The sequence below is a fragment of the Streptomyces sp. TE5632 genome (assembly GCF_054061295.1).
The window spans coordinates 1,575,817-1,598,518 of the sequence record NZ_JBSSEA010000003.1 but is presented as its reverse complement, the minus strand read 5'-3'; the positions used below and the strand labels follow the sequence as shown (position 1 = coordinate 1,598,518).

Here is a 22,702-nt window from a genome sequence, read left to right as displayed (position 1 = left end):
AGAGCGACGTTCATGCGCACCAGCAGCACCAGACACAGGGGCCGCCGTGCGGCGGCATCGGCGGTCCTCGGCCTGCTGCTGGTCACCGCCGCGGGCACGACGGCCCGCGCGGAGTCGACGCGCGGGGAGCAGTGGTTCCTGGACGCGATGAAGGCCGAGCAGATGTGGCAGACCAGCACCGGCGAGGGTGTCACGGTCGCCGTCATCGACAGCGGCGTCGACCCGAACAATCCCGACCTGGAGGGGCGCGTCCTCCCCGGCAAGGACCTCGCGCCGGACCAACCGGGCGACGAGCACACCGACTACGAGGGCCATGGCACCGGCATGGCCGGCCTGATCGCGGGGACCGGCGCGTACGGCGGCGGCAACGGCGCCTTCGGGCTCGCACCCGGCGCGAAGATTCTCCCGATCCGTCTGCCCAATACGGACACGGCAGCCAACAAGGCTGAGGCCGAAGACCGTTTCAACAAGGCAGTCGTACCGGCGATCCGCTACGCCGCCGACAAGGGCGCAAAGGTCATCAACATCTCCCAGGGCGCCACGGAAGGTTCACCGCAGCTGACCGCAGCGGTGAAGTACGCACTCGACAAGGGATCGTTGATCTTCGCCGCCGTCGGGAACAACGGAGACGGGGCCAACGAGGTGATGTACCCCGCTGCCACTCCGGGAGTGGTCGGTGTGGCGGCGGTGGGCAAGGACCTGCGCAGGACCGCCGAGTCCGAGTACGGTCCGCAGGTCGACATGGCCGCCCCGGGGGAGGACATGGTGGCCGCCTGCGGGAGCGAGACAGGCCTCTGCCGGACCCACGGCACCAGCGACGCCACCGCCCTCGCCTCGGCCAGCGCCGCCCTGATCTGGGCCGAGCATCCGGACTGGACCAACAACCAGGTCCTGCGCGTCATGCTCAACACCATCGGCGGCCCCACGGACGGTGCCCAGCGCAACGACTCCATCGGCTACGGCATCGTCCGCCCCCGCATCGCCCTGCAGAACCCCGGCGACCCGGGACCCGCCGACGTCTACCCGCTCCCCGATCTCGCAGCAGCCGAGCCGAAGTCACCCTCACCTCAGGCTTCTGGAACCTCCGACGCGGGCGCTCCGGCCAAGGAAGACGACACCGCCGCAGCGGCCTCCGCGGCGTCCACGGAGGACGGCACCCTCTGGACAACGCTGGGCATCGGTGCGGCCGCACTCCTCGCAGCGGTCATCGCGGTCACCACCGTCCTCCGCAGACGCCGGACACCGGCAGCCTCACTCCCGACACCCGCCCCCGTCCCAGGCCGGTTCCCCTACCCGACAGCGGGGTTCACGGCGCCTCCGCCCACTCCTCCGGAGGCACCGGGCAGCGTCATCCGCCCCGGCCAAGGGCCCGGTCCCACCTGAGTACAGCTACTGGCCTGAGCAACGTCACATCAACCCCGGGGAGCGGAGGTTCGTGAGGAGTGCGTTGAGGGTCTACTTGCTCTTGCCCAGTCGATGAGCTGGCCGGGGATGTCCGCCTTCACGTGGAGCGAGGTGGTGCCGCCAGGGCCTCGGGCGGTGGTCACCGTCAGTACGCTGCCGAAAGTCCGGGCGTCGGACGGGCCGTCCGTGGTCATCGTGTATCCGTTCTCGTGTTGCTCCGCCGAGTCGACTCGCGAGCCAGACCGGCCGCCAGGGCGTGATCACCGAAGCGGGCGGCATCCACGCCGAGCAGCTGTCGCCGAGCACGCCTGCTCCAGCGGCCGGCGGGTCCACCCCGTATGTCCATTGGTCATTCCTCGTCGTCCCCTGTCCCATCGGCCCACAGCAGACGCCCGCGCCGAGAGCGAATCCCGAGTGCGCGCAGGTGGGCCCGGACGCTAGGCTGCGGTCATGGAGTGCTTTGCCGCCTGGCGTACCCGCCGCTGAGGGTCTGACTCACCGCCGATCCAACCGCGATCGGCAGGGAGCGGGCCGACCGCTGACCTCTCTTCTCCGGGCATCCCCTGGTATCAAGCCCTCAGCCCCGAAAGGCACACTCCCATGCGCATTCGCGCGTTCCTTCACGGCGACTTGGCGCCACTCACCGAACTGACCATCGAGACGTTCCGGCCGTTCTACGAGGACTCCTTCCGCCCCCTGGTGGGCGAGGTCGTCTTCGCCAACCAGCACGGCGACTGGCGCGACGACTACCGCAAACAGGTCGCCGAACTCCACGCCCCCGAGCGGCACGCGTACGTCGCGGTCGCCGAGACCGACGACGGCATCGCGGGTTACGTGGCCTGGACCGTCGACCCGGCACGCAGGAACGGCAGCGTCACGCACCTCGCCGTGTCCGCCGAGCACCGCCGGCACCAGGTGGGCACCGCCCTGTGCGAGCACGCCTTCGCACAGATGCGGTCCCTCGGAGCCGAGGTGGTCGAGATCGGCACCGGAGGAGACCCCTTCCACGCACCCGCCAGGGCCCTGTACGAGAAACTCGGGTGCACCCCGCTCCCGGTGACCGTGTACTACCGGCAGCTCTGAGCAACCCGACCGCCCCGGGACGGGCGCCCTCACACGCCCGTCCCGGGGCCGGCCGTCGCCCGTCCCGCTCCACTGCGTCCACCACGACTTCGCACCACTGCGGACCGAGTCGGCACGGCCCGAGAAGCCGACTGTGCCGTTGCCGGGTCGAGGTTAAGGTCGTTGAATGCGTCAATTCACGGATACCGAAGCCTTGTCGGGGATCGTGCATGAGGCACTGGGGTCCGGGTTCCGTACGGTCGCAGTGGACCGGTTGCGGGGCGGGAGCAAGAAGGGGGTCTACCGCGTCCAGGTCGACGGACCGCGCACAGCGAGTGTGATCGTCTACAGCTGGGCCGAGTCCGAGAACTTCTGGCCCGGTTCACAAGACGCCGACACGGCCCACCCGTTCGCCCCCGCCTCCGGGCTGGTCCCCTTTCTCGCCGCTCAGCGGAGGCTGGACCGCCTCGGGGTCCGGGTCCCCGGGGTGCTCCTGGCCGACGACAGCCGCCGACGGTACCCGGCGGACGTCGCGGTGGTCGAGGACGTGGCCGGTGGCACCCTCGAAGCGCTTCTGGCGACGGACCCCGCCCGTGCGGCAGACGCCTTGGGCGAGCTGGCCGCCGTGCTCGACGTGATGCACCGGCAGCACAGCCGGCGGTACGGCAGGGTGGACGTGCTCGAACGGGGCGGCAGGGCGAGCGGTGTTCCGTGCGAGCAGCTGGTCCTTGAGCGTGCCCTTGAGGATCTGGCGGACGCGGCGGAACGGGACCCCGGGATCGGGTCGGCCGCGGCCCCTCTGCACGACCGCCTCCAGGAGCTGGCCGCAGTTGTCCCGCCCCGTACGAGCCACGGACTGATCCACGGTGAACTCGGGCCCGACCACGTCCTGGTCGACGCCTCCGGACATCCGGTCCTGATCGACATCGAGGGTCTGATGTTCTTCGACGTCGAGTGGGAGCACGTCTTCCTCCAGCTTCGCTTCGGTGAGCGGTACCCGGCCTTGTCCCGCCCCGGCCTCGATCCGGCACGGCTCGACCTCTACATGCTCGCCATGCGTCTCTCCCTGGTGGCCGGCCCCCTGCGCCTCCTCGACGGCGACTTCCCGCACCGGGCGGCGATGCGGGGGATCGCCGAACACAACGCCAAGGAGGCGTTGGCCCTCCTGCCGTCGACGTGACCGAGCGGACAGTTCACCACGGCCCGGGCCCGTGACCGGCGCAGGCCGGGAGGACGGCAGTCGGACCGTTCTTCCCGTCCATGGGTGAACGGCCCGCTACGGGTCCGCCCGACCCCGGGCCGAAGTCAGGCCGACGGATGCGTCAAGAGGCCGGCGAGCAGGTCGTCGAGCGGGGCGGGTACGCGGTCGGGTTCGAGGGCCTCGACGAGGACGCGGCCGTAGCGGATCTTGCGCCCCTTCTTCGTGCCGAGGAAGCGCCGCAGCTGCTGCTGCGGGGTGCGGCCCTGCTGCGCGGGCTGGCGCAGGAACGTCCGCAGGGCACGCAGGTCGCCCTCGGCCCGGACGAGTTCCTCCACCCGTGCCACACCCAGCGCGCGGATCAGCTCGTCCTCCAGATCCGCCGCGCAGACGAAGAACCGCTGCGGCTGTGCCGCACCGGCCACCGCCGACCCGGTCAAGGCACGGGCGTAGAAGCGGCGTTCCCGCACGTCGCACAGTCCCGTGAGGCGCAGGCCCAGGCCGGGTGACGGCCCGAGAAGCCGGGCGAAGCGCCCGACGCTCATCGCACCGCCCATCGGCAGTACGCAGACCCCTTCGCCCTCCAGGTCCCGCCCGCGCCGCTCAGCCAGTGCGTCGACGGCCGCGGCGTCGCTCGGCCCTTCGAGCAGGACGACCGCCCGGACGGGCAACCGCGCCGCCAGCTCGCGCGCGGGCCCACCCGGCCCACCGGCATCCCACGCGACGACTGCTTCCCGGAACGCCCCCATGTCGGCCATGTGAAGAGTCTCCGCCCTCTCCGGCCGGCACGGTACGGATTTTCTCTGCCGGAGCCCTGGCGATCTTCTCCTCGGCTGGACGAGCGGCAGTATGAGGAGGCCGACGAGGGCCGCCGACCGCTCTGTTGCCCGGTTGCCCCGAGGGTGCGTCTCCCCTCGGGCGGAACCAGGCGATCCGGACGGGCGTTCTTGGCAGTGGAGATCCTGACCGGAGGAGAAGATGATCTTAGATACCGCAGGAAAGCCCTCGTCCCGGCGTAAGGTGCTCGCCCTGGGAGCCGGAGCGGCACTGGCCACCGCCCTGCCCGCGAGCGGAAACGCCCACGCGTCGACACCCGAGAACGGCAGCGAGATCATGCGCCGGCTGAGAGACCTCGAACGGCGGCATTCCGCCCGGCTGGGGGTCTACGCCCGCGACGCGGCCACCGGCCGGACGGTGCGGTACCGCGCGCACGAGCGTTTCCCCGTCTGTTCGCTCTTCAAGACACTGGCCGTCGCGGCTGTGCTGCGTGACCTCGACCGTGACGGGGAGTTCCTGGCCAGGCGCGTCCGATACACCGGGAAGGACGTCACGGACTCCGGCTACGCGCCGATCACCGGCAAGCCGGAGAACCTCGCCGACGGCATGACGGTCGCGGAACTGTGCGCCGCCACCATCTGCCACAGCGACAACGCCGCGGGAAACCTCCTGCTCCGGGAGCTGGGAGGACCCACCGCGATCACCAGGTTCTGCCGCTCCATCGGAGACAGGACGACGCGGCTCGACCGGTGGGAGCCCGAACTGAACTCCGCCGAACCGTGGCGTACGACGGACACCACCAGCCCGAGCGCCATCGGACGGACCTACGCCCGGCTGGCTCTCGGCACCGCACTCGCGGCCGGCGACCGCGAACGGCTCACCGACTGGCTGCTCGCCAACACCACGGGCGGCGCGAAACTGCGAGCCGGCCTGCCCTCCGACTGGACCGTCGCCGACAAGACGGGGGTCGGGATGTACGGGACCAACCACGACGTGGGCATCACGTGGCCCCCGGGCCGCTCACCCCTCGTCATGGCAGTCCTCACGACGAAACACGAGCCCGACGCCTCCCCCGACAACCCGCTGATCGCCGAAACCGCCACCCTCCTGGCGAGAGCACTCACCTGACCCCTGGAACAGGCACCGACCTGTCAGCCTTGTGCGTCGCACCGCACCGCGCCGTCTCCGAGCCCGCTGGTGCATACCGTCCTCTTCAGCCGTGGCCACGCGGAACAGACCCTGAAAACGGCTCGGGCGGTGCCCGCGCGGTGAGCGCGGGCACCGCCCGGAGCGATGTCGAGGGCGAGGAAAGCGAAAGGACTTGTTCAGGAAAGGAGTTGAGAAGGAAGCCCCTTCATGGCCTCGCCGCGGGAAACGCTAGCACTCAGCCCGGGACCACGTCGCGCAGGTTTTCGAGGGTGATGACCCGGGAGTCCGGGTGCAGCCCCTCGGGACGTCCGAGACCGATGTACGTCACGGGCTCGTCCGGGACCGGCCCGCCGTCCCACAGATCCACGGCCGTGGTGTCGCCGGACATCAGGTCGGCCAGGTACCGCACCGTCAGGTGCTCGCGCTCCACGACGGCGCGCACCACCTTGGACACCGACACCTGGTTCTGCTCGACCCGGTTGGCCGACGAGACGCCCTTCAGGTACAGGTGCAGCCACTTCGCGCGCCACCGGCCGTCGTCCTCGCGCCGGAACACCAGCGGCAGCGCCACCCGGCCCGCCCCGCGGAGGTCCGACTTCATGCGCACCGTGCGCGGCTCGAACGGCCGGCCCCTCTGTTCACCGTCGCGCAGCATGAAACCGAAGAACGACTCCTCGACCTCCTCGAAGCCCTCGCCGTCGTAGATGTTGACCTGCGGAACGATGAACGCGCCGCGTACCCGGCGCAGGGACAGGTCGATGAACTCCGAGGCCCCCTCGGGCGCCTCGGTGACATCGCCCGAGTGCCTGCCCCCGACAGCCCTGAGGGACGTGTAGGAGAGCCAGGAGCGGGTGCGGTAGTCCGCGTCGAGGAGCAGCGCCGAGAGGTCGTAGTCGGTCCGGCGCCCGGTCTGCTTCCAGTACACGAAGAAGCGCAGCTGTTCGCCGTCGACCGCCGAGAGCGAACCTCGCGGCAGTACGCCGAGCCCGGCCGCGGTCGCCCTGCCGCTGAGCGGGAGCGCCACGTCGAGGACGTCGGGGTCGAGCAGCAGCCGGCCCGGTGCCGGGAGCCTGCGGCGCAGCTCGGCGTCGAGGGCGGCGATCAGCCGGTCGCGGTCGGCGGCGGGGACCGGCGACCGGGCGTCGGGGGCGGCCCAGCCGCGGCCACGGCGGTTGACGAAGATCCGGGGTGCGCCGGTCTCCCGCTCCCGGTTCTGGAAGTGCTCGCGGACCGAGAGCACGACCCGGCCGGAGACCTCGGGAGCGACCCGCGCCGCGGCGGCCACCACCGCGTCCCGCTCGTCCTGGCCGGCGGCGCTGCGCAGCAGGAGGTCCAGGGCGCGGAACAGCTTGCCGGGAGCGGACTCCAGCAGCCGCACCGCACCGAGGACGCCGGACGCGCGGAGCAGCTCCTCGACACGGCTGTCGAAGGACCGCGCCTCCTTCTCGCCCCGGGCCACGGCGAACACGTCGGCGGCGTGCGGCCAGCGAGGGTACTCGTGCGGGTGGAGACGCTCGCCGAGCCGCTTGAAGGGCTCGCGGTGCGCGTGCACATCGGCCAGCTTGGCGGGGTTCGCCGCGACCACGGCGTCGAGGCCCGCGAGCAGCGCACGGCGGGCCGGCCGCGGGAGGGTCCGGAACCGGGTCGGCTCCTGCAGCGTCACGTCGCCGCCCGACAGCGCGCAGGCCAGCCGCAGCACGTCGGTGACGGTGTCCAGCAGGAGGTCCGCGCCGACGGCGAGACGGGCCTCGTTGACGACCGCCCGGTTCTCCCGGACCGGGATCGACTCCGGCTGGGGGCCGAGCGCGCAGCACTCGGCGAGGGTCCTGAGGTCGCGCAGGTGCTCCTCGCCCAGCGGCGTCGTGCTGCCCGCCAGGGCCAGGTACAGGTCCGTGAGTTCGTCGTCCAGGCCCCGCCCGAGGTGCAGCACGGTCACCCGGTCGCCCGCCGAGGCGATCAGCTCGTCCTGCGCCGCGAGCATCTCCTCGTAGGTGTGCTGGTAACGGCCGTACGTGGGAAGGCTGAGCAGGTCCAGCACCCCGTGTGCCAGCTGCGTCAGCACGCTCTCGCGCGAGGTGTCGTCGCAGAGCGCCTTCGCCACACACCGCGTCCAGAACTCCTCGGTGTCCGGCACGTTCGCCGGGAAGTCGATGAAGTACGAGTTGTGCCGGACGTGGTCGCCCACCATCTCGCTCACGGTGCGCAGCGTCCGCCTGGCGGTGTGCACGACCGCGGCCTCGGACAGCCCCGACAGCCGCTCCAGCAGCTCCGCCGAGAGCTTGAAACCCACGGACGCCAGCGCCGCGTCGAACTGCCGCGCGGCGGTGGCTCCTTGCCCGGCGGAGCCCGCGGGGGAGGGAAGGCGGTGGGTGTGCCGAATGACCAGCGATTCGAGACTGTGCGCCATTCGGGGATGGTCGCAGAGGTGTGCGAGACGGCGCACCGGAGTTTTCGTACACGCCCACGCCCCCGACGACGTGCTCACACCTGTCACAACAGGATCACCTCATCCGTGACCGACCGCCGCAGGACAGCCCTTGGCCGGACGGATGCCGGTTCGGTGGTCAGTTCTTCCGGCGCAAGACGTCGTGCTGCCCGGCGCTGCTGGACCCCTGACTCTCCTCGCGGAGGTTGGTGACAAGACCGGGGGCAGCGACGCCGATGGGGTGCCCGAAGACTTCTGCGGCCACCTCTCCGGCCATGATCGGACCCGTCACCGACCAGAACGGAGCCCCACCGGAGTGCACCGTCAGCTCCTACGTGGCCCACCGCCGCGCACTCCAGGTCGACTTCTCCGTCGCCCGCCACGAGCAGTAGGCGCGCCGGTCGCGTACCTACGCGTCGCAGCGACGACGGAACCTCGCGCGGTACTCCCCCGGACGCCGGCCCGTGTGCCGGGCGAAGATGCCGCTGAACGTCCCGGGGTCGCGGTACCCGACGCCGGCGGCGATGCTCGCGACGGTCCTGTCCGTCGTCTCCAGCAGGTGCTTGGCCCGGCGCACCCGGACCGTCTGCAGGTACGCGAGCGGCGTCTGACCGGCTTCGTCGCCGAAGCGGCGGAGCAGGGTTCTCGTGCTGACGTGGAACTCCCGGGCGAGGGCGGGCAGGTCGTAGCGAGCGCTGAGGTTCTGGTCGAGCCACCGCTTGACGCCGAGCGAGAACTCCCTGCCCGCTGTGGGGACGAGCGCCGAGTCGACGTAGGGAGCCTGGGTGGAACGCGCGTCGTCGACCAGCGTGATACGCGCGGTGCTCCGGGCGACGCGGGGGCCGTCGTGCTCGCGGATGAACTGCAGCGCGAAGTCGTACATGGCGCTGAAGGCCGCTGTGGTCGTCACGCCCCGGTCGGTCACGACCAGGCGCTCCGGGCGGAGGCGCACGTCGGCGTACCGGTCGGCGAACCGGTCCGCGAACAGCCAGGCCGTGGTGGCTTCGCGCCCGTCGAGCAGCCCGGCTTCGGCGACCAGGAAGGCGCCCACGCAGATCGATACGACAGCGGTCCCGGAGGCCGCCTGCGAACGGATCGACGCTACCTCCGGTCCCAGGTTCGCGAGTGTCGCGTCGAGATCGAGCGTGGGCGAAAGCTCGAAGCCCGGCACGATCAGGACGTCCACCGGGCGAACCGCCGAGACGTCCAGGACCGAGCCGCCGGACGCGATCACCCGCCGCCGGGGCGAGACGACCGACACCTCGTAGGCCGGCTGCACCGACCCGTGCGCCGCGGCGACGTGCGTTGCCATGGCCAGGAGGTCGGGGACTCCGAACACCTCCGACGCGAAACAGCCGGGGTAGGCCAGTACACCGACGCGCAGCGGACTCATGCGGCCCTCCGGCACCGTTGGACGAGTGGCGAGATCAAGGGGTGGCGAGATCGACGGGTGGCGATATTACCGGGTCACATGGCGATGCCGCCGCTTCTCGGGGAGGGCGGCCACTCGTCATCATCACGGTCATGACCACCATGCGAGGACAGAGCGACAGCGACGGCGACCCCTTGGACGACTTCACGCGGAGAACCGTCGGCGTCGATGGCGTCGACAAGACCGTGTACGTCGCCGGTTCGGGACCGGCCGTCATCCTCATGCCTGAGATGCCGGGCATCAGCCCCGACGTCGCGCGGTTCGCGCGGTGGGTGCGGGACGCAGGCTTCTCCGTGTACCTGCCCTCTCTGTTCGGCATCGACGGCGCCTACCCGCTCGCCGGGGCAGGCGAGACCGTCATGCGACGCGCGTGCGTCAGCGCCGAGTTCCGGGCGTTCGCCGGTGGCGGCACCAGCCCCGTCGTCACCTGGCTGCGCGGCCTCGCCCGCCAGGCGCACGCCGAGCGCGGCGGGCCCGGCGTCGGCGCCGTCGGTCTGTGTTTCACCGGCAACTTCGCCCTGACCATGGCGCTCGAACCCGCTGTCATCGCACCCGTGGTCAACCATCCGTCGCTTCCGCTCGACGACCCCGGCGGTCTGGAGATCAGCGACGAGGACGCCGCCGCCGTGGCCGAACGCGTGACACGAGACGGACTGAAGGTTCTCGCCTACCGCTTCGACAACGACAGGTGGTGCACCGGCCGGCGGTTCGCGGCTTACCGGGCGTTGCTCGGGGACGCGTTCGACGGCCGCGTACTCGAAGCCGGGACGGCGAACACGAACCCTCCGCCCTTCTTCCGTGACGTCGTCGGCTGCGCCCACAGCGTCGTCACGGCACACCTCGTCGACCAGGACGGCCACCCCACCCGGCAGGCCCGGGACGAGATCACCGCCTTTCTGGCCGAGCGGCTGGGGACGCAACCCGAATAAGCCCTCGGCGCCCCCGGGCTTCACGCGGCCGGACCGGGACGTCGCCGGTGCGGGTCAGCTTCCGGAGGGGAACGCGATCCGGTACCGGTCAAAGCGGTCAAGGCGGGTAGATCGTTCCAAGAGGTCGCGCGGACGGGCGGCCGCCGGGGCGGCGTTGACGGCGTGTACCCCGGCTAGGCTCAGGAGATCACTTCTCACGGACCGCTATGAGGGAGCCATGGCCGTCACCTACTTGATGCTCGCGCGGCTGCCTGAAGGGGGCTTGGGCGCCTTCGACGCTTATGAAAGCGCTGTCCTGCCGCTCCTCGCCGAGTACGGCGGGCGCCTTGAGCGCCGACTGCGCACTCTGGACGATCAGGTCGAGGCCCACCTCATCACCTTTCCCGACAGCGAGGATCTCGCCGCCTACCGGGCGGATCCCCGGCGTTCTGCCGCTGCACCACTGCTGGAGTCGTCCGGGGCAGCGGTCGAACTGCTCGCGGTGCGCGACCTCTGACGTTGTGCCGGGATCAGTGGGCCGGCTGGTGCCGGCTTGTCGAGCCAGGCCGCTTCGGGGAGTTTCGGCGGCTCGGGCAGCTTGCGGACGAAGCACTCGGGGTGCTTCGCGCAGACGGCCGGAGGACGACGGCACGCATCTCGCGGAGCTGCTCGGCGAGGAGCCTCGCTCTGTACTCCGCGGGGTACCGGCGCGGACCGGCTGAACGGACTCCTACGACTACTGGCCACGCCTTCGTGAGTTGGACGAACAGCGATTTCCGTTCCACGCCGAGTTGTCCTTCGTCGCCTTCGGCAGTGCAAGGGCGATGGAGTGCAGGTGGCTCGCATGATCACGAACGGGGTGGGGCTCGTGGCGCAGTGGTTGTCGCGCCTTCACCGCATGGGGGAGAACGCCGGTTCGAATCCGGTCGGCCCCATCCCCCCGCGCCCTTGCTGTACGACGACCTGAACCACATCAAGGGACGCCCCATTGGCGCTGCAGCCCATGACCGGCGCCGGCCCGGGGAGGACGGCAGCCGGACCGTTCTTCCTGCCTGTGGGTGAGCGACGCGTTCCGGGAGCGCACCGCACCGGCACTCTTCCAGGCGAACGCGTACTCCCCGCACCGGTTCTCGGCACGGCTCCGCGCAAGGCCCGGGGTGGCCTCACCACGGGGGCGCGACACGTTCGGTGACGCAGGCAGACGCCACCGCCCCGCCCAGGTCCAGCACCGCCGCACGGACCCGGGGTTCGGCCGCGACGAACGGAACACCGAGCCCGCACCCCAACGACACACCCCAGTAGCCCACCGGGCCGGTGCCCACCGTGACGGCTCAGCAGCCTCTCTCGCCACTCGACAGTACAAAGACACCAGTTCTGACCAGCAATTTCGCATATTTGATAATGAGTTGACTTCACTGTCCCTTCAACTATTTTCTACCCCCTACACAGTTGGCATGACCGGGGGTCAATCCGTATGAACCGCATACGCCGTTCGCTCATGTCCGCGCTCGTCGCGGGCGGCCTCGTCCTTGGCCTGAGTGCCTGCTCCGAGACCGCCGAGAAGGCCGAGGAGGAGCTGGTCGAGGAAGTCGACCAGCAGCTCGACGAAGAGTACGAGGTCACCTATGAGGTGACCGGTGAGAAGGTCGACTCCATCGAGTTCAACGCAGGCGGCGGGGACGCGGCCGACCCGAAGTTCGAAACGGTGGACAACCCCACGCTGCCGTGGAAGAAGACGGTGAAGCTGCGTGGCATCGAGGCGCCCGTCGTCATACCGGTGACCGTGGACGCCGACGGCTCGGGCGACCTCTCCTGCAAGATCCTTCACAAGGGCAAGACCCTGGCCGAGGAGTCCGACGCGGGCACGGTCTCCGTGACCGGCTGCGTCGCCGTCTCCCCGATCGTCGGCTGAGCCGGTGGCCGCCGAGGCCGGTCCACCCCCGTGGGTCCGGCCTGCGGCGACGTCAACCGAGCCTGAACCGTGGAATCTTGTCCGGCAACGGTGTGCGCTGTCCGGGACAAGGGCCGGGCTGTCCGGGCCGGTCGGAAGGCTGTCCGGAACGGCGGAGGCGGGACGCCCGACGTGGCCGGGTCGGGGATTGCCGGGTGTGAGGCGCGTGACGACAATGACGGAATGGCGATCTCAGGCGGCACAGAGCCCGGTGAGGCGCGGACTCCGGCCGAGTACGTCGGACTGCTGCGGCGGCTCAAGGAGCACAGCGGGCTGACCTACCGGCAGTTGGAGGAGCGGGCCGCCGAACGCGGCGACGTGCTCGCGCGCAGCACCCTGGCGGACGTCCTGCGCCGGGACGCACTGCCGCGGGCCGAGCTCGTCGCGGCGCTGGTACGGGCCTGCGGCCCCGGGGAGGACGTGGCCGAGTGGCTCGCCGCCCGGGAACGGCTCGCGGAGTACGAGCACCTCGCGGATGCGGAGAGGCCGGAAGCCTCCGGGGCCGGCGGTGCGCCGGAGTCCGATCGCGCCCTGGACGCCGACCGCGTTCCGGGGACGGGCCGCGCCCCGCAGAGCGAGGCCACCGAGGGCGAGGCCGCCGGTGGCGGTCGTACACGTAACGCCCTGCTCACCCCGCTCGTCGCGCTGGCCTCACTCGGCACGATCGTCCTGCTCGTCATCGCCGCGGTGGTTCTGCTGCCGGACGACGAACGGACGGGAGACTCCAAGAGCGGTGGCCCGGAAGCCTCCACGAGCCCGGCGGCCACCCCCGTGGCGGCCGGGCCGACTCCCGGGTGGTCGCGGTTACGGCCGGTCGGGTCGCCGACGTTGTGCCTGACCGACGGGGAGGCCCGGGTGGGCGGCGACACCAAGACGGTCGCGGTGCAGCGGCCCTGCACGGAGGCGGTGCCGCCGCGCACGTACCTCCAACGGGAGTCCGACGGCCTGTACCTCATCAAGTGGGACCACCCGGACCACGGCCCCGGCTGCCTCACCGTCCTCGACGGGGGGCCGTTCCACGGGATGCTCGAACCCTGGCCCTGGAAGGCCTGCCGGGGCGGCAGCACCGCCCAACGGTTCCGCATCGAGCCCGCCCCCGGCGGCGGCACGGACCACTGGCGGTTCAGGCCGGCCCAGGACGCGGAACCCCTGTGCGTCGGCATCCGCGAGAGCGCCGAGGACCCCGACGGCTCCCAGGGCTCCGACAAGGCGGGCGCGGTGGCCGTGGCCCAGCGGTGCACCGTGCAGGACGCCAACGGCCAGGTGTTCATCATCGAGCCGGAATGACACGCCGTCACCGGCCGCACGCCCACCACCGAACCCGGCCCCACCCCTCGTCGTCCGGAAATCCGACCCGCCCATGAGGTGCCACCCGTACATCACCGGCTTCCCGGGGCCCTCCCGCCGGCGTACGAGCGTGAGACGTGCAGTCGAAAGGGGCGCCGGAAGCCACCTTCTGTGCCTCCGGGCGCCCCTCCTGTGAACACTCCCCCGTCAAGGGGACCCACGCCAGGCCTGCACCTCGGGTGTGCGGGCGAGGCCGTCACCGGAGTGACGACAAGCCGCCGTGCCGCCTGCCTGCGCGTCCGGCCCACTCCGGAGTCGGGGGGCTCCGGGAGTCATCAGGCCCTGACGGGTCCTCCCGTGCCCGGAACGACCCGCCAGTTGCTCCCGTGGGAAGTGCAGTAGGCGTACGACCAGCGGTTGTCGTTCGTCTGGACCCCCCTGGCGATCTTCGTGCTCTTGCCGTTCGTGCAGGTGACCTTCGCGTAGTAGGCGAAGGTCACGTCACAGCGAACCCCGTACGTCCTGCCGTCCACATCCCACGCCTCACCGTTGGTGCACCACGAAGGAAGGGCCAGCGCGCCCTGCGGTGCCGCCTCGACGGCCTGTGCGGGAACGGCCACGGCACCGAGAGCGAGAACAGCTCCCCCGAGTCCGACACCAAGAGCGGAACGAATACGCACGATGTACTCCTTCTCAGCTGCTGACGGATTCAGCCGGGGCCTCCCCGGCTGACGGCCTCAAGAATGGCAAGGACGAAGAAGGAGGAAAGCGGAGAAAGATGTCCCGGACAGGGCATGGACTGTCCGGCCTGGCCAGCGCCCTGTCCGAGAAGCGTCCGGGACAGGTCTGCCGCAGCGAATGCCGGATCCACTGCGGCGGAGCCCCTGCGGTGATCACCGCGACCCGCGGCGGACCGCCCCGGCTGCCGGGGCGGCCGAGCGAGGTGTACGCACCTCACCCGAAGGTGCGGCCCCACGGGAATCGTGGCTCTACCTGGGGGTGTCGAGGGCCAGGGACTGCACGAACGCGCTCCACGCACCAGCCCGCACATGAACCACCGGGCCTTCCGCCCGTTTCGAGTCACGTATGAGCGTGCCGTCGACGGAGCACGCGCATTCCACGCACTCGGTGCCGCTGCCGCCGCTGTAGGAGGACGTGAACCAGTCGGGCTCGGACGGTGTCGTCATCAGGACTCCTTGCTGACCCGGTCGATGAGATCGGCGGAGGACTCGAAGTCGAGTGCCTGTGCGCTGAGGTATTCGAACGCCAACCTATAGCGTTCGAGTTCCTGTGGCTTCTCCATGAACAAGCCGCCACCGAGGAGATCGACGTACACCACGTCCAGTGCGGGAGTCTGTCCGCGTAGGACGGCGAAACTGCCGACGGCCGCCGCGTGAGCGCCACATGCGAACGGCAGAACCTGCACGGTGATGTGCGGACGCTGAGTCATCGCGAGCAGGTGCTCCAGTTGCTTCCGCATCACCTCACGGCCACCGACCTGCCTCCGGAGTGCCGCCTCGTCGATCACGCACCAGATGTGCGGCGGTTCCTGGCGGTCCAGCAACTCCTGGCGTTTCATGCGGATGTCGACCATGTGTTGCACTTCGCGGGCTTCGCACTGCACTTCCGATGCCTGGTGCACGGCCTCGGCGTACGCGCGGGTCTGGAGGAGGCCGGGGATGTACATGCAGGCGTAGTGGTCCTCACGTACAACCTCGTCTTCGAGGGTGAGCATGAGGTTCATGGACTCGGGGATGGGGTCGGCCAGGGAGCGCCACCAGCCCTGAATCTTGGCGCCCTTCGCCAGTTCGACCAGGGCTGCGCGCTCCTCCTCCGTCGCGCCGTACTCGCGGCAAAGAGCATCTACGGAAGGCCACTTGACTGTGCCTTCCTTCGTTTCGTAGCGACTCAGTGTCGCCTTCGAGATGCCGACTCGGGCACCCGCCTCTTCGAGGGTCAGTCCCTTGAGTTCCCTGAGGCGGCGCAGGTCGGCGCCCAGTTGGCGCCTGCGGGTGGTAGGTCCGACTGCCATGTCTGTGGCCCTTCATGTCGATCCGGTAGATCGTCGTGGTCTCTCGCTCTGGACGGCAAGGCGGTATGCGCTGGGGGCGTGCGAGAGGAAGTCGCGCTCCCACTCCCCCAAAGAGAGAGTTCCATTTTGAGAGTTTCACTGCAACTCTGAGTCGTGACGAAGTCACTGTGCGCCAACAGGGGTGCGAGTCGGAGAGTGGGGTACGACGTGGACGGCTCTCGATGGATTTCAACGAGGCAGTGGAGCCTGCCGTTTCTGGCCGACGCCGAGCAGGTGTCCTTCTTGCGGAGAGCCCTGCGAACGCACTTGGAGTGCTGGGGGCTGCAAGAGCTGACGGACAGCGCTGAGCTCTGCGTCAGCGAACTCGCCGCCAATGTCATCAAACACGTCGGGCCCGGGACGCCGTCCACGCTCGTGACCTCGCTGAACAGCACCCACCTGCGCATCGCGGTACATGACCCCGACCCCCGTGCGCTTCCCACTCTTGCCTGCGCGGACGTCGAGGCGGAGACGGGGCGGGGGATGGCGCTCATCGAAGCCGTCAGTGACCGCTGGGGAGTCGACCTCAGCGGTGACCGAAAGGCCACCTGGTGCGAGTTGCGGGTGAGTGCTGCCAGGGCAGGCCGGCACGCAGCGCTTCCCCGCCTGGCCCGAGCCGCGGACCTGCTGAGCTTGTACGGCGGGGAAGTGTCGCTGCCGCTGGGGCCTGGTCAGAGTCGGTTGGGAACGGCGGTTGCCCAAGACGCGGCGATCGACATCATCACCGATGTCCTCTACTGGTGCCGTGTGTACGGACGGGACGCCGACGATGTACTGGACCAGGCCCAAGCGCACTTCGAGGCCGAGACCGAGGCTCGGTTCTCCTGAGGGAAGCAGCTCCCGGACCGGCGTGACTGGATCAACTTGCCGCGATGGCGGCCGAGTACGTCCACACGTCGGCAGGGAGGTCGTGCTTGAGACGCCAGGTGATCGCCATCGGCCTACTGCCGGTGTGCCTCTCGTAGGTTGCCGGGCCGAGGAGCATCCACGGCTGCGGCTTGCCTGTGTCCGTGTTCTTGTAGCGGCGCGCGAACAGCAGGACACGGCTGCCGCGGTGCGCGTGCTGCTGGTAGCGCAAGCCTGTGGGGGAGTCGGCTGCCGTGGAGTTCTGGGACTCCCAGTGGAAGAGGGAAGGGTTCAGCGCGTAGTCCTTGTAACGGATGGTGGGCGAGAAGTCCTTCTCGTTCTTTTCAAGAGTGATGAGCAGTGCGTCCGTCTGGAGCTCATCGACCCACTGCACGCCCTGCGCGAAGGACCTGGGCATCTGTCCGCCGAAGCGCGCGACACCGAGGGCGGCCAGGATCTCCGACCGGTTGTACGCGCTGTGGACCTTCAGCGGGACCTGGCTGAGGTGGCCCGACAGGGGGATCGGGAAGTGATCGGCTTCCTGGATGACGTACGACAGCACCTGCCGGAGTTCGTCCCGGAGCGCTTGCTGTGGGCGCAGGGACGCCAAGCCCTCCTCGAAGCTCGTGAATCCGCCGGCGTTGTCCCACAGGTTGAAGAACAGCATGCGGGCATACGCCTGGTCGGACGAGTCCAGTGCCGCGTATGGCGGAGCGTCGTCTTCCAGGAGGCGCAGGTAGGCCTGAGCCCGCTCGGGGTCATCCACATGCAGGAAGGCGTGAACGCGCTTGAGCAAGGCGGCCTCGCCCGCCGGGGATGCATCGTCGAGTAGGCCCGCTCGGCGAAGGATGGCCGTCCAGGAGTTGTCGCTCTTGTACAGCTCCTTGATTTCTCGACGGCTCTCCCGGAGGTAGTCAGCGAGACGCGGGGTGCTGTACTCCTTGACTTCCTTCACCAACGTCTTGACCGTGGTGCCCAGTTGGGTCCGGATATTGTCGAGGGCGAGGTCCTTCGACTTGCCCTCCAGGATGATCTGGCAACCGGACGGCAGTTGGGGGAAGTCCCGCTCGAGGTGCTCGACGAGCCGGTTCCGCGAGAGGTTGGTCAGGGCTCGGAACTGTTCCTCGAAGCGGAACTCCGCCCGGTGCTGTCCGATGAAGTCGAGAACTGTGAGCACGGGCTTCGTCTCGGTGCGCCTCAGCCCTCGCCCGAGCTGCTGAAGGAAAACGGTGGCGCTGTTGGTGGGCCGTAGGAGAAGCAGAGTGTCGACGTCGGGGATGTCGAGCCCTTCGTTGAACAGGTCCACCGAGAAGATCACCTGAAGCTTGCCGTCCCGCAGATCGGCCAGAGCCTGGGAGCGCACGTCTGCAGGCGAGTCACTGTCCAGCGCCACGGCCTGGAAGTTGGCCCTGCGGAAGAATTCCGCCATGAAGTGGGCGTGCGCCTTGGTGACGCAGAACCCAAGGGCCCGCATGGCGCCGGGGTTGGAGACCTTGTCCCGGATCTGCTTGACCACGATGCGGGCTCGGGCTTCGTTGCCCGTGAAGAGATTGCCGAGCTCCAGATCAGAGTAGGAGCCCTTCTTCCAGTTGAGGTTCGTCAGGTCCGTGCCGTCCGGGATGCCGAAGTAGTGGAAGGGGCACAGCAGGTCGTTCTCCAGCGCCTCCCAGAGCCTCATCTCGGCAGCGATACGGCCCTCGAAGAACTCGTCCTGAACGTTGAGCCCGTCCATCCGCTCCGGAGTGGCGGTGAGGCCCAGCAGTTCCTTCGGCGTGAAGTGTTCGAGGACACGTCGGTATGTGGAGGCGGTGGCGTGGTGGAACTCATCGATGACGATGACGTCGAAGTGGTCGGGAGCCAACTGCTCCAACCTGTGGACGTTGAGTGACTGCACACTGGCGAAGACGTGGTTCCAGTCGCGTGGATCCGCGCCGCCATACAGCAGCTCCCCGAACGAGGCGTCGTCCAGCACCTCTCGGTAGGTGCGCAGAGACTGCTTGAGTATCTCCTTGCGATGGGCCACGAACAGCAGCCGCGGCCGACCACCGGTCGCCGACCGGCAGATGCTGCGGTAGTCGAGGGCGGCCATCACGGTCTTCCCCGTGCCGGTAGCCGCAACAAGTAGGTTTCGGTGCCGTCCGCGGAGCTCGCGCTCGACGCTCAACCGCTCCAGCATGTCCCGCTGATGGGGGAAAGGACGTACTTCGAGACCGGAAAGACTGATCTTCAGGTCGGTCGTAGAGGTGCTTCCACTGGCCTGTGCCAGGGCTCCATCGAGACGCTCACCGTGAAGGTCGGGGTCGTACGTCTCGAAAGCGGTGTCGTTCCAGTACGCGTCGAAGGTCGTCTCGAACTTGTCCAATACCGCGGGCGTGGCGACGGAGGAGAGACGTACGTTCCACTCGAGTCCGTCCAGCAGCGCGGCCCGTGACAGGTTCGAGCTGCCGACGTAGGCGGTGTCGAATCCCGTCTCGCGACGGAAGAGCCATGCCTTGGCATGCAGCCGTGTCGAGCGGATCTCGTAGTTGACCTTCACGGTCGCACCGAAGTCGCGCACGAGACGGTCGAGCGCGTGGCGGTCCGTTGCGCCCAGGTAGGTGGTGGTGATGACTCTGATCGGTACGCCCCGCTCTTTTGCGGCACGCAGGGAGTCTTCCAGTACGCGGATGCCGTACCACTTCACGAAGGCACAGAGCAGATCGATCCGGTCCGCGGTGGCCAACTCGGCCCTCAGCTCCGACCCCAGGCTGAGGTCATCCGGGGAGTTGGTGAGCAGCGACGTTTCGGAGAGGGGCGTGAGTGGACGGATCGCGTAGGCTCCCGGAGCCTCCTGCTTGGCGAGGGCCAGCAGCTGGCGAGGCCCGTCCGCGATGGTGCCGCCGGGCTCGGTGTGGCTCTGGTCACCAGTGTTGACGTCTAGGGACGCCAGGATCTGGTTGGCGAAGGGAACCTGCTGGTGGGGCGGTAGTTGCTGGAGGCGGCGAGCCACGCTTTCACCGATGTGCCGAGCCAGCACATGAGGTGAGGACTCTGCGCTGACCTCGGCGTCGATGGCCTTCCACCCCGCGGTTTCAAGGTGCTGCAACTCGTCACGCACGCCGTCAGTGATCAGCTTCTCGTAGACCCCTGCGACCGGCTGCGTACCTTCCGCTACGTCTCCCACCAGAACCCTCTCGGTCACCACGGCGATGTGTGCCCCAGTTTTAACAGGGGGGACTGACAACCGAAGGCGTGACCACAGTGCGAGATCAGGAGAGGTGACCTACCGCTTGCCCAGTCCTCCCCGTAGTGACGACAGCACGAGACGTCCGTAGCGCGTGGTCAGGACTGCTGCTGTGGCGGCGACCGACAGGGTCAGGGCGATGAGGAGGTGGGAGAGCGAGTCGTCGCCCAGGACCTGGAGAATGCCCAGAGCCGTACCCAGGGGGAGGCCGAGGATGGTGAGGACGCCCAAGGCGCCGCTGATCTGCTGGCTCTCCTGGGTCTGCACGAGCCGGCTGTAGTCGGCGACCTCGGCGAGGATCTCGTTGAAGCGGGCCGGTAGTCGGTGCTGGTTCTGGAAGGCGAGCAGGAGCTCGTTGGCGGGGCCGTGGGCGGTGAGGTGCTGTCGCCAGCAGTCGCTTATGAGGTTTGTGGTGCGGGTTCGCGGTGCTTGGGCGGGGTGTTGATCCAGGAGGTCTGGGGGCTCGGGAGGGTCGGGAGCGGCGGCCGGAGCGTTCGGGGTGGCGGGCGTATGCCTCGGCAGAGGTGAGCGCTTGCTGGTCGCGGACCTCCTTGCCGGACCGAAGTGGACGGGGGCGGGAGTGTGTCGGCCGGTCCCTGAGTGCCGGTGCACATGGTTGGAATGCTGGAACGGTCAGCCGCGTGCGGTCTTCCCGGATGCGGGGGTGGTCCGGGTGCAGGGACCGTTCGCGGTCGGCCAGTGCCTCACGGGTTGCGTTTCCGCTGCGTTTTGGTGCCCCAGGCCATGGAGGGCGACGGCCGTGCCTATCCCCAGGCTTCCGCTCTGGCTCCGATCCAGAGGCGGGGTGAACCGGCGTGCCTCGGTGAGCGCTTCCTGGTACCGCTCCTGACTCTTCAGGCTGTGTACCAGGCCGCAGTGCGGAGCAGTGACCGTGCTCCCTTCGGTGGCTGCCAGGCCCCGGGATACACTGCTCCGCCCCACCCCGACCGGAGGTCGTCTCAGTGTTACCCGCACGGGTACTTGCCGGTGCCCCGTTGGCTCTGGTGATCCTCTCCCTGTCCGGCTGCTCTTTCCTCTGGAGCTGTACCGACACGACGGCGGAGCGCGGTGAGGCCGGTGTGAGGGTGCAGGTCGAGGGCACGTCGGGGCGGCCTCTCGGCGTCACCGCCGAGGTCGTTGGCTGGAGCCTTGAGCCCCACCCGCAAGTGCCCTCCGAAGGCGACCAGGTCCGCTTCCGCTTCCGCTTCCGCTTCGACGGCGCCGACGAATATTCCGGCCCCGCCGTGGACGTCTGCGCGGTCGACAAGGAGCGCGTGGTGTTGGGGTGTCAGACGGTTTACTCGTACCAGGCGTTCGGACCGGCCGACGATCCCCTCACGGGCGACGAATGGCTCGCCGTCGAGCACCCTGAGCAGGTTGCTGAAGTGCTGTTCATCCCCAACGACCAGTCCTACGACGGACGAACCTGCGAGCAGGACATCAAGGACGGTGGCGGGGAGCATCCTCCGGAACTACCCAGCATGGGGGACCAGTTGTAGGGAGGGCAAGGCGGTTGAGCGCGAGGTGCGGGTCTGCCGGCGCCCCGGTGTTCGCACTGTCCGGTGGTCCGGTTGTGCGCGCATCGCCCCGGCTCGACCGGTCCCACCGGAGGCAAGCAGCCCGGACATGATCGAGCGGTTCGGTCGGCGAGTTCCGGCAGGTGCGACGCTCGGTGTGCGCTCTGTATCGTCCCGCGGACCCGTCCCTCCCAGGGCCGCGGAAATCCATGGGCGGGCCCGGGGAAGAACGCGTACGGTGTGGCTCCACGCCCTGAGACGGATGGAAGGAGGCGAGTGCCGTGCGGTTCACACCTTTCCAGCGCTCCCTCTTCCGCTGTCCCGGCGTGGTTCGTCACTTCTGACCGGGAGCGCTCCGAGCAGCCTGTATCCCGGAGGAATCCATGACCGATCCGGTCATCCGCGCGCTCTCCGCGAGCGACGCCCGTCTCTTCGACGAACTCCCCGACCCACTGGGCGCCCGTGAAGGCCACCGGCGTACCCGGTTCCGCCCCGACTGGATGCGCGTCGCCCTGCGCGACGGCGAGGTCGTCGCACGCGGCGCGTGGTGGGGCGGCCCCGACGACTCGGAGCCCCTCAACATCAACTGGTTCGACGTGGCCGAGGGTGAGGGGGAGGCGGGGGCCGAGCTCCTGCGCTCCGCCCCCTGGCAGGTCGAACTCGAGATCAATCTGCCTGCCGGCTGGCGGGACGAGCCCGGCCTGCGCGCCGCCGCCGAGGCACGGTTCGCCGCCGCACGGGCCGCCGGGTACGACCTCCTGGTGGAACGCTTCCTGTACCGCTGGACCCCGGAGCGAGGTCTTCCCGGGCGGCCCGGACGCCTGCGCTTCAGCGCCGAACCCGACGACACCGTGTTCTTCGACGCGTTGCGCCGCATCCACTCCGTCACCCTGGACGCCCACGCGCTCAGGGCCATCGAGGAGGGCGGCCTCGACCGGGCCGCCCAGGAGGAACTCGACTTCTTCAACTGGTGCCCCTCCCCACGGGAGTGGTGGCAGACCGCGTACACGCCGGAGGGCGACCTGGCCGGCATCCACATCCCGGCCCACAACCCTTCCGGCCCGACCATCGGCTTCATCGGAGTCGTTCCGGAACAGCGTGGTCACGGCTACGCCTACGACCTGCTCACGGAGTGCACCCACTTCCTCGTCGAGGAGGGGGCGGAGTCCATCAGCGGAGGGACCGACCGGGGCAACTTTCCCATGGCCGCGAACTTCGCCAAGGCCGGCTTCCCCGTGATCGGCGAACGCATCAACTTCCAACCGGCGCGCCGAGCGGTTTAGCGAGGAGCAGCACGTGGTGAGGGGTCCGGGTCCGAGGACGGGTCCGGATCCCTTGTCCGTGGCGTGTGGGACCTCTGCTGCGGTCGGCGGCCACCGTCTCGTCGTCGGTCTACACGTCCAAGGACTCGCACGGTCTCGACGGGAGTGACGATGGTCAGCGCCGGGCCGG

At 69.3% G+C, this 22,702-nt stretch carries 19 protein-coding genes, 1 tRNA gene and 1 pseudogene; 12 read left to right on the top strand and 9 right to left on the bottom strand.

Translation table 11 applies throughout. From position 1 onward, the window contains the following. Positions 1-12 precede the first annotated feature (12 nt). From mycP to ACVW19_RS12365, 3 genes are all read left to right on the top strand, one after another. Positions 13-1,383, top strand: a complete 1,371-nt coding sequence (mycP, locus tag ACVW19_RS12375; RefSeq protein ID WP_457459239.1) for a type VII secretion-associated serine protease mycosin — start codon at positions 13-15, stop codon at positions 1,381-1,383. 621 nt (positions 1,384-2,004) lie between these two features. After that, complete coding sequence (locus ACVW19_RS12370) at positions 2,005-2,487, top strand: GNAT family N-acetyltransferase (protein ID WP_457459237.1); 483 nt, start codon at positions 2,005-2,007, stop codon at positions 2,485-2,487. Positions 2,488-2,653: 166 nt separating this feature from the next. Then, positions 2,654-3,646 carry a phosphotransferase family protein gene (locus ACVW19_RS12365; protein ID WP_457459235.1) on the top strand — a complete coding sequence of 331 codons (993 nt, stop codon included), beginning with the start codon at positions 2,654-2,656 and terminating at the stop codon, positions 3,644-3,646. A 125-nt stretch (positions 3,647-3,771) separates the two neighbouring features. On the opposite strand, the gene ACVW19_RS12360 is transcribed toward ACVW19_RS12365, so the two are convergent. Next, complete coding sequence (locus tag ACVW19_RS12360; RefSeq protein ID WP_457459233.1) at positions 3,772-4,422, bottom strand: TOPRIM nucleotidyl transferase/hydrolase domain-containing protein; 651 nt, start codon at positions 4,420-4,422, stop codon at positions 3,772-3,774. Between the two features lie 220 nt (positions 4,423-4,642). On the opposite strand from ACVW19_RS12360, the gene bla reads away from it, so the two are divergent. Next, the gene (gene bla, locus ACVW19_RS12355) at positions 4,643-5,569 is read left to right on the top strand and encodes a class A beta-lactamase (RefSeq protein ID WP_457459232.1); all 927 of its coding nucleotides are present in this window, start codon (positions 4,643-4,645) and stop codon (positions 5,567-5,569) included. A 256-nt stretch (positions 5,570-5,825) separates the two neighbouring features. Here the strand turns inward: bla and ACVW19_RS12350 are convergent, their stop codons facing one another. Continuing rightward, a complete protein-coding gene (locus ACVW19_RS12350; RefSeq protein ID WP_457459230.1) occupies positions 5,826-7,997 on the bottom strand; it encodes a TerD family protein in 2,172 nt (723 codons plus the stop codon). A 427-nt stretch (positions 7,998-8,424) separates the two neighbouring features. Further along, on the bottom strand, positions 8,425-9,408 hold the full coding sequence (locus tag ACVW19_RS12345; protein WP_457459228.1) for a GlxA family transcriptional regulator: 984 nt from the start codon (positions 9,406-9,408) through the stop codon (positions 8,425-8,427). 131 nt (positions 9,409-9,539) lie between these two features. Here ACVW19_RS12345 and ACVW19_RS12340 point away from each other — a divergent pair, with 131 nt between their 5' ends. From ACVW19_RS12340 to ACVW19_RS12330, 3 genes are all read left to right on the top strand, one after another. Then, on the top strand, positions 9,540-10,376 hold the full coding sequence (locus ACVW19_RS12340; protein WP_457459226.1) for a dienelactone hydrolase family protein: 837 nt from the start codon (positions 9,540-9,542) through the stop codon (positions 10,374-10,376). A gap of 217 nt (positions 10,377-10,593) precedes the next feature. Continuing rightward, on the top strand, positions 10,594-10,872 hold the full coding sequence (locus ACVW19_RS12335) for a hypothetical protein (protein WP_457459224.1): 279 nt from the start codon (positions 10,594-10,596) through the stop codon (positions 10,870-10,872). Between the two features lie 344 nt (positions 10,873-11,216). After that, a tRNA-Ala gene (locus tag ACVW19_RS12330) sits at positions 11,217-11,290 on the top strand. A 234-nt stretch (positions 11,291-11,524) separates the two neighbouring features. Here ACVW19_RS12330 and ACVW19_RS12325 read toward each other — a convergent pair. Further along, positions 11,525-11,677: pseudogene (locus ACVW19_RS12325) on the bottom strand (alpha/beta hydrolase); the annotation flags it as partial. A gap of 152 nt (positions 11,678-11,829) precedes the next feature. Between ACVW19_RS12325 and ACVW19_RS12320 the strand changes: the two are divergent. Both ACVW19_RS12320 and ACVW19_RS12315 read left to right on the top strand, forming a co-directional pair. Continuing rightward, on the top strand, positions 11,830-12,267 hold the full coding sequence (locus ACVW19_RS12320; RefSeq protein WP_457459222.1) for an MmpS family transport accessory protein: 438 nt from the start codon (positions 11,830-11,832) through the stop codon (positions 12,265-12,267). Between the two features lie 222 nt (positions 12,268-12,489). Continuing rightward, the gene (locus tag ACVW19_RS12315) at positions 12,490-13,593 is read left to right on the top strand and encodes a helix-turn-helix domain-containing protein (protein ID WP_457459220.1); all 1,104 of its coding nucleotides are present in this window, start codon (positions 12,490-12,492) and stop codon (positions 13,591-13,593) included. Between the two features lie 335 nt (positions 13,594-13,928). On the opposite strand, the gene ACVW19_RS12310 is transcribed toward ACVW19_RS12315, so the two are convergent. The 3 genes from ACVW19_RS12310 to ACVW19_RS12300 form a co-directional block, all read right to left on the bottom strand. After that, positions 13,929-14,273 carry a hypothetical protein gene (locus ACVW19_RS12310; protein ID WP_406469639.1) on the bottom strand — a complete coding sequence of 115 codons (345 nt, stop codon included), beginning with the start codon at positions 14,271-14,273 and terminating at the stop codon, positions 13,929-13,931. 309 nt (positions 14,274-14,582) lie between these two features. Continuing rightward, the gene (locus tag ACVW19_RS12305; RefSeq protein WP_457459218.1) at positions 14,583-14,780 is read right to left on the bottom strand and encodes a DUF397 domain-containing protein; all 198 of its coding nucleotides are present in this window, start codon (positions 14,778-14,780) and stop codon (positions 14,583-14,585) included. After that, positions 14,780-15,625, bottom strand: coding sequence for a helix-turn-helix domain-containing protein (locus ACVW19_RS12300; protein ID WP_406469641.1), 846 nt, complete (start codon positions 15,623-15,625; stop codon positions 14,780-14,782). The genes ACVW19_RS12305 and ACVW19_RS12300 overlap by 1 nt, the downstream gene beginning before the upstream one ends. 153 nt (positions 15,626-15,778) lie before the next feature. Between ACVW19_RS12300 and ACVW19_RS12295 the strand changes: the two genes are divergently transcribed. After that, a complete protein-coding gene (locus ACVW19_RS12295) occupies positions 15,779-16,492 on the top strand; it encodes an ATP-binding protein (protein WP_457459217.1) in 714 nt (237 codons plus the stop codon). Between the two features lie 31 nt (positions 16,493-16,523). On the opposite strand, the gene ACVW19_RS12290 is transcribed toward ACVW19_RS12295, so the two are convergent. Both ACVW19_RS12290 and ACVW19_RS12285 read right to left on the bottom strand, forming a co-directional pair. After that, the gene (locus ACVW19_RS12290; RefSeq protein WP_457464575.1) at positions 16,524-19,676 is read right to left on the bottom strand and encodes a DUF3427 domain-containing protein; all 3,153 of its coding nucleotides are present in this window, start codon (positions 19,674-19,676) and stop codon (positions 16,524-16,526) included. Between the two features lie 96 nt (positions 19,677-19,772). Beyond that, on the bottom strand, positions 19,773-20,345 hold the full coding sequence (locus ACVW19_RS12285) for a hypothetical protein (RefSeq protein WP_457459215.1): 573 nt from the start codon (positions 20,343-20,345) through the stop codon (positions 19,773-19,775). A gap of 350 nt (positions 20,346-20,695) precedes the next feature. Here ACVW19_RS12285 and ACVW19_RS12280 point away from each other — a divergent pair, with 350 nt between their 5' ends. Together ACVW19_RS12280 and ACVW19_RS12275 are read left to right on the top strand one after the other, a co-directional pair. Next, complete coding sequence (locus ACVW19_RS12280; RefSeq protein ID WP_457459213.1) at positions 20,696-21,232, top strand: hypothetical protein; 537 nt, start codon at positions 20,696-20,698, stop codon at positions 21,230-21,232. Between the two features lie 401 nt (positions 21,233-21,633). Further along, the gene (locus ACVW19_RS12275) at positions 21,634-22,533 is read left to right on the top strand and encodes a GNAT family N-acetyltransferase (protein WP_457459212.1); all 900 of its coding nucleotides are present in this window, start codon (positions 21,634-21,636) and stop codon (positions 22,531-22,533) included. Positions 22,534-22,702: the final 169 nt, after the last annotated feature.

Bases quoted from the DNA above. Each gene is read 5' to 3' on its own strand.
- mycP (WP_457459239.1), top strand. From the start codon at position 13: ATGCGCACCAGCAGCACCAGACACAGGGGCCGCCGTGCGGCGGCATCG.
- ACVW19_RS12370 (WP_457459237.1), top strand. From the start codon at position 2,005: ATGCGCATTCGCGCGTTCCTTCACGGCGACTTGGCGCCACTCACCGAA.
- ACVW19_RS12365 (WP_457459235.1), top strand. From the start codon at position 2,654: ATGCGTCAATTCACGGATACCGAAGCCTTGTCGGGGATCGTGCATGAG.
- ACVW19_RS12360 (WP_457459233.1), bottom strand. From the start codon at position 4,422: ATGGCCGACATGGGGGCGTTCCGGGAAGCAGTCGTCGCGTGGGATGCC.
- bla (WP_457459232.1), top strand. From the start codon at position 4,643: ATGATCTTAGATACCGCAGGAAAGCCCTCGTCCCGGCGTAAGGTGCTC.
- ACVW19_RS12350 (WP_457459230.1), bottom strand. From the start codon at position 7,997: ATGGCGCACAGTCTCGAATCGCTGGTCATTCGGCACACCCACCGCCTT.
- ACVW19_RS12345 (WP_457459228.1), bottom strand. From the start codon at position 9,408: ATGAGTCCGCTGCGCGTCGGTGTACTGGCCTACCCCGGCTGTTTCGCG.
- ACVW19_RS12340 (WP_457459226.1), top strand. From the start codon at position 9,540: ATGACCACCATGCGAGGACAGAGCGACAGCGACGGCGACCCCTTGGAC.
- ACVW19_RS12335 (WP_457459224.1), top strand. From the start codon at position 10,594: ATGGCCGTCACCTACTTGATGCTCGCGCGGCTGCCTGAAGGGGGCTTG.
- ACVW19_RS12320 (WP_457459222.1), top strand. From the start codon at position 11,830: ATGAACCGCATACGCCGTTCGCTCATGTCCGCGCTCGTCGCGGGCGGC.
- ACVW19_RS12315 (WP_457459220.1), top strand. From the start codon at position 12,490: ATGGCGATCTCAGGCGGCACAGAGCCCGGTGAGGCGCGGACTCCGGCC.
- ACVW19_RS12305 (WP_457459218.1), bottom strand. From the start codon at position 14,780: ATGACGACACCGTCCGAGCCCGACTGGTTCACGTCCTCCTACAGCGGC.
- ACVW19_RS12300 (WP_406469641.1), bottom strand. From the start codon at position 15,625: ATGGCAGTCGGACCTACCACCCGCAGGCGCCAACTGGGCGCCGACCTG.
- ACVW19_RS12275 (WP_457459212.1), top strand. From the start codon at position 21,634: ATGACCGATCCGGTCATCCGCGCGCTCTCCGCGAGCGACGCCCGTCTC.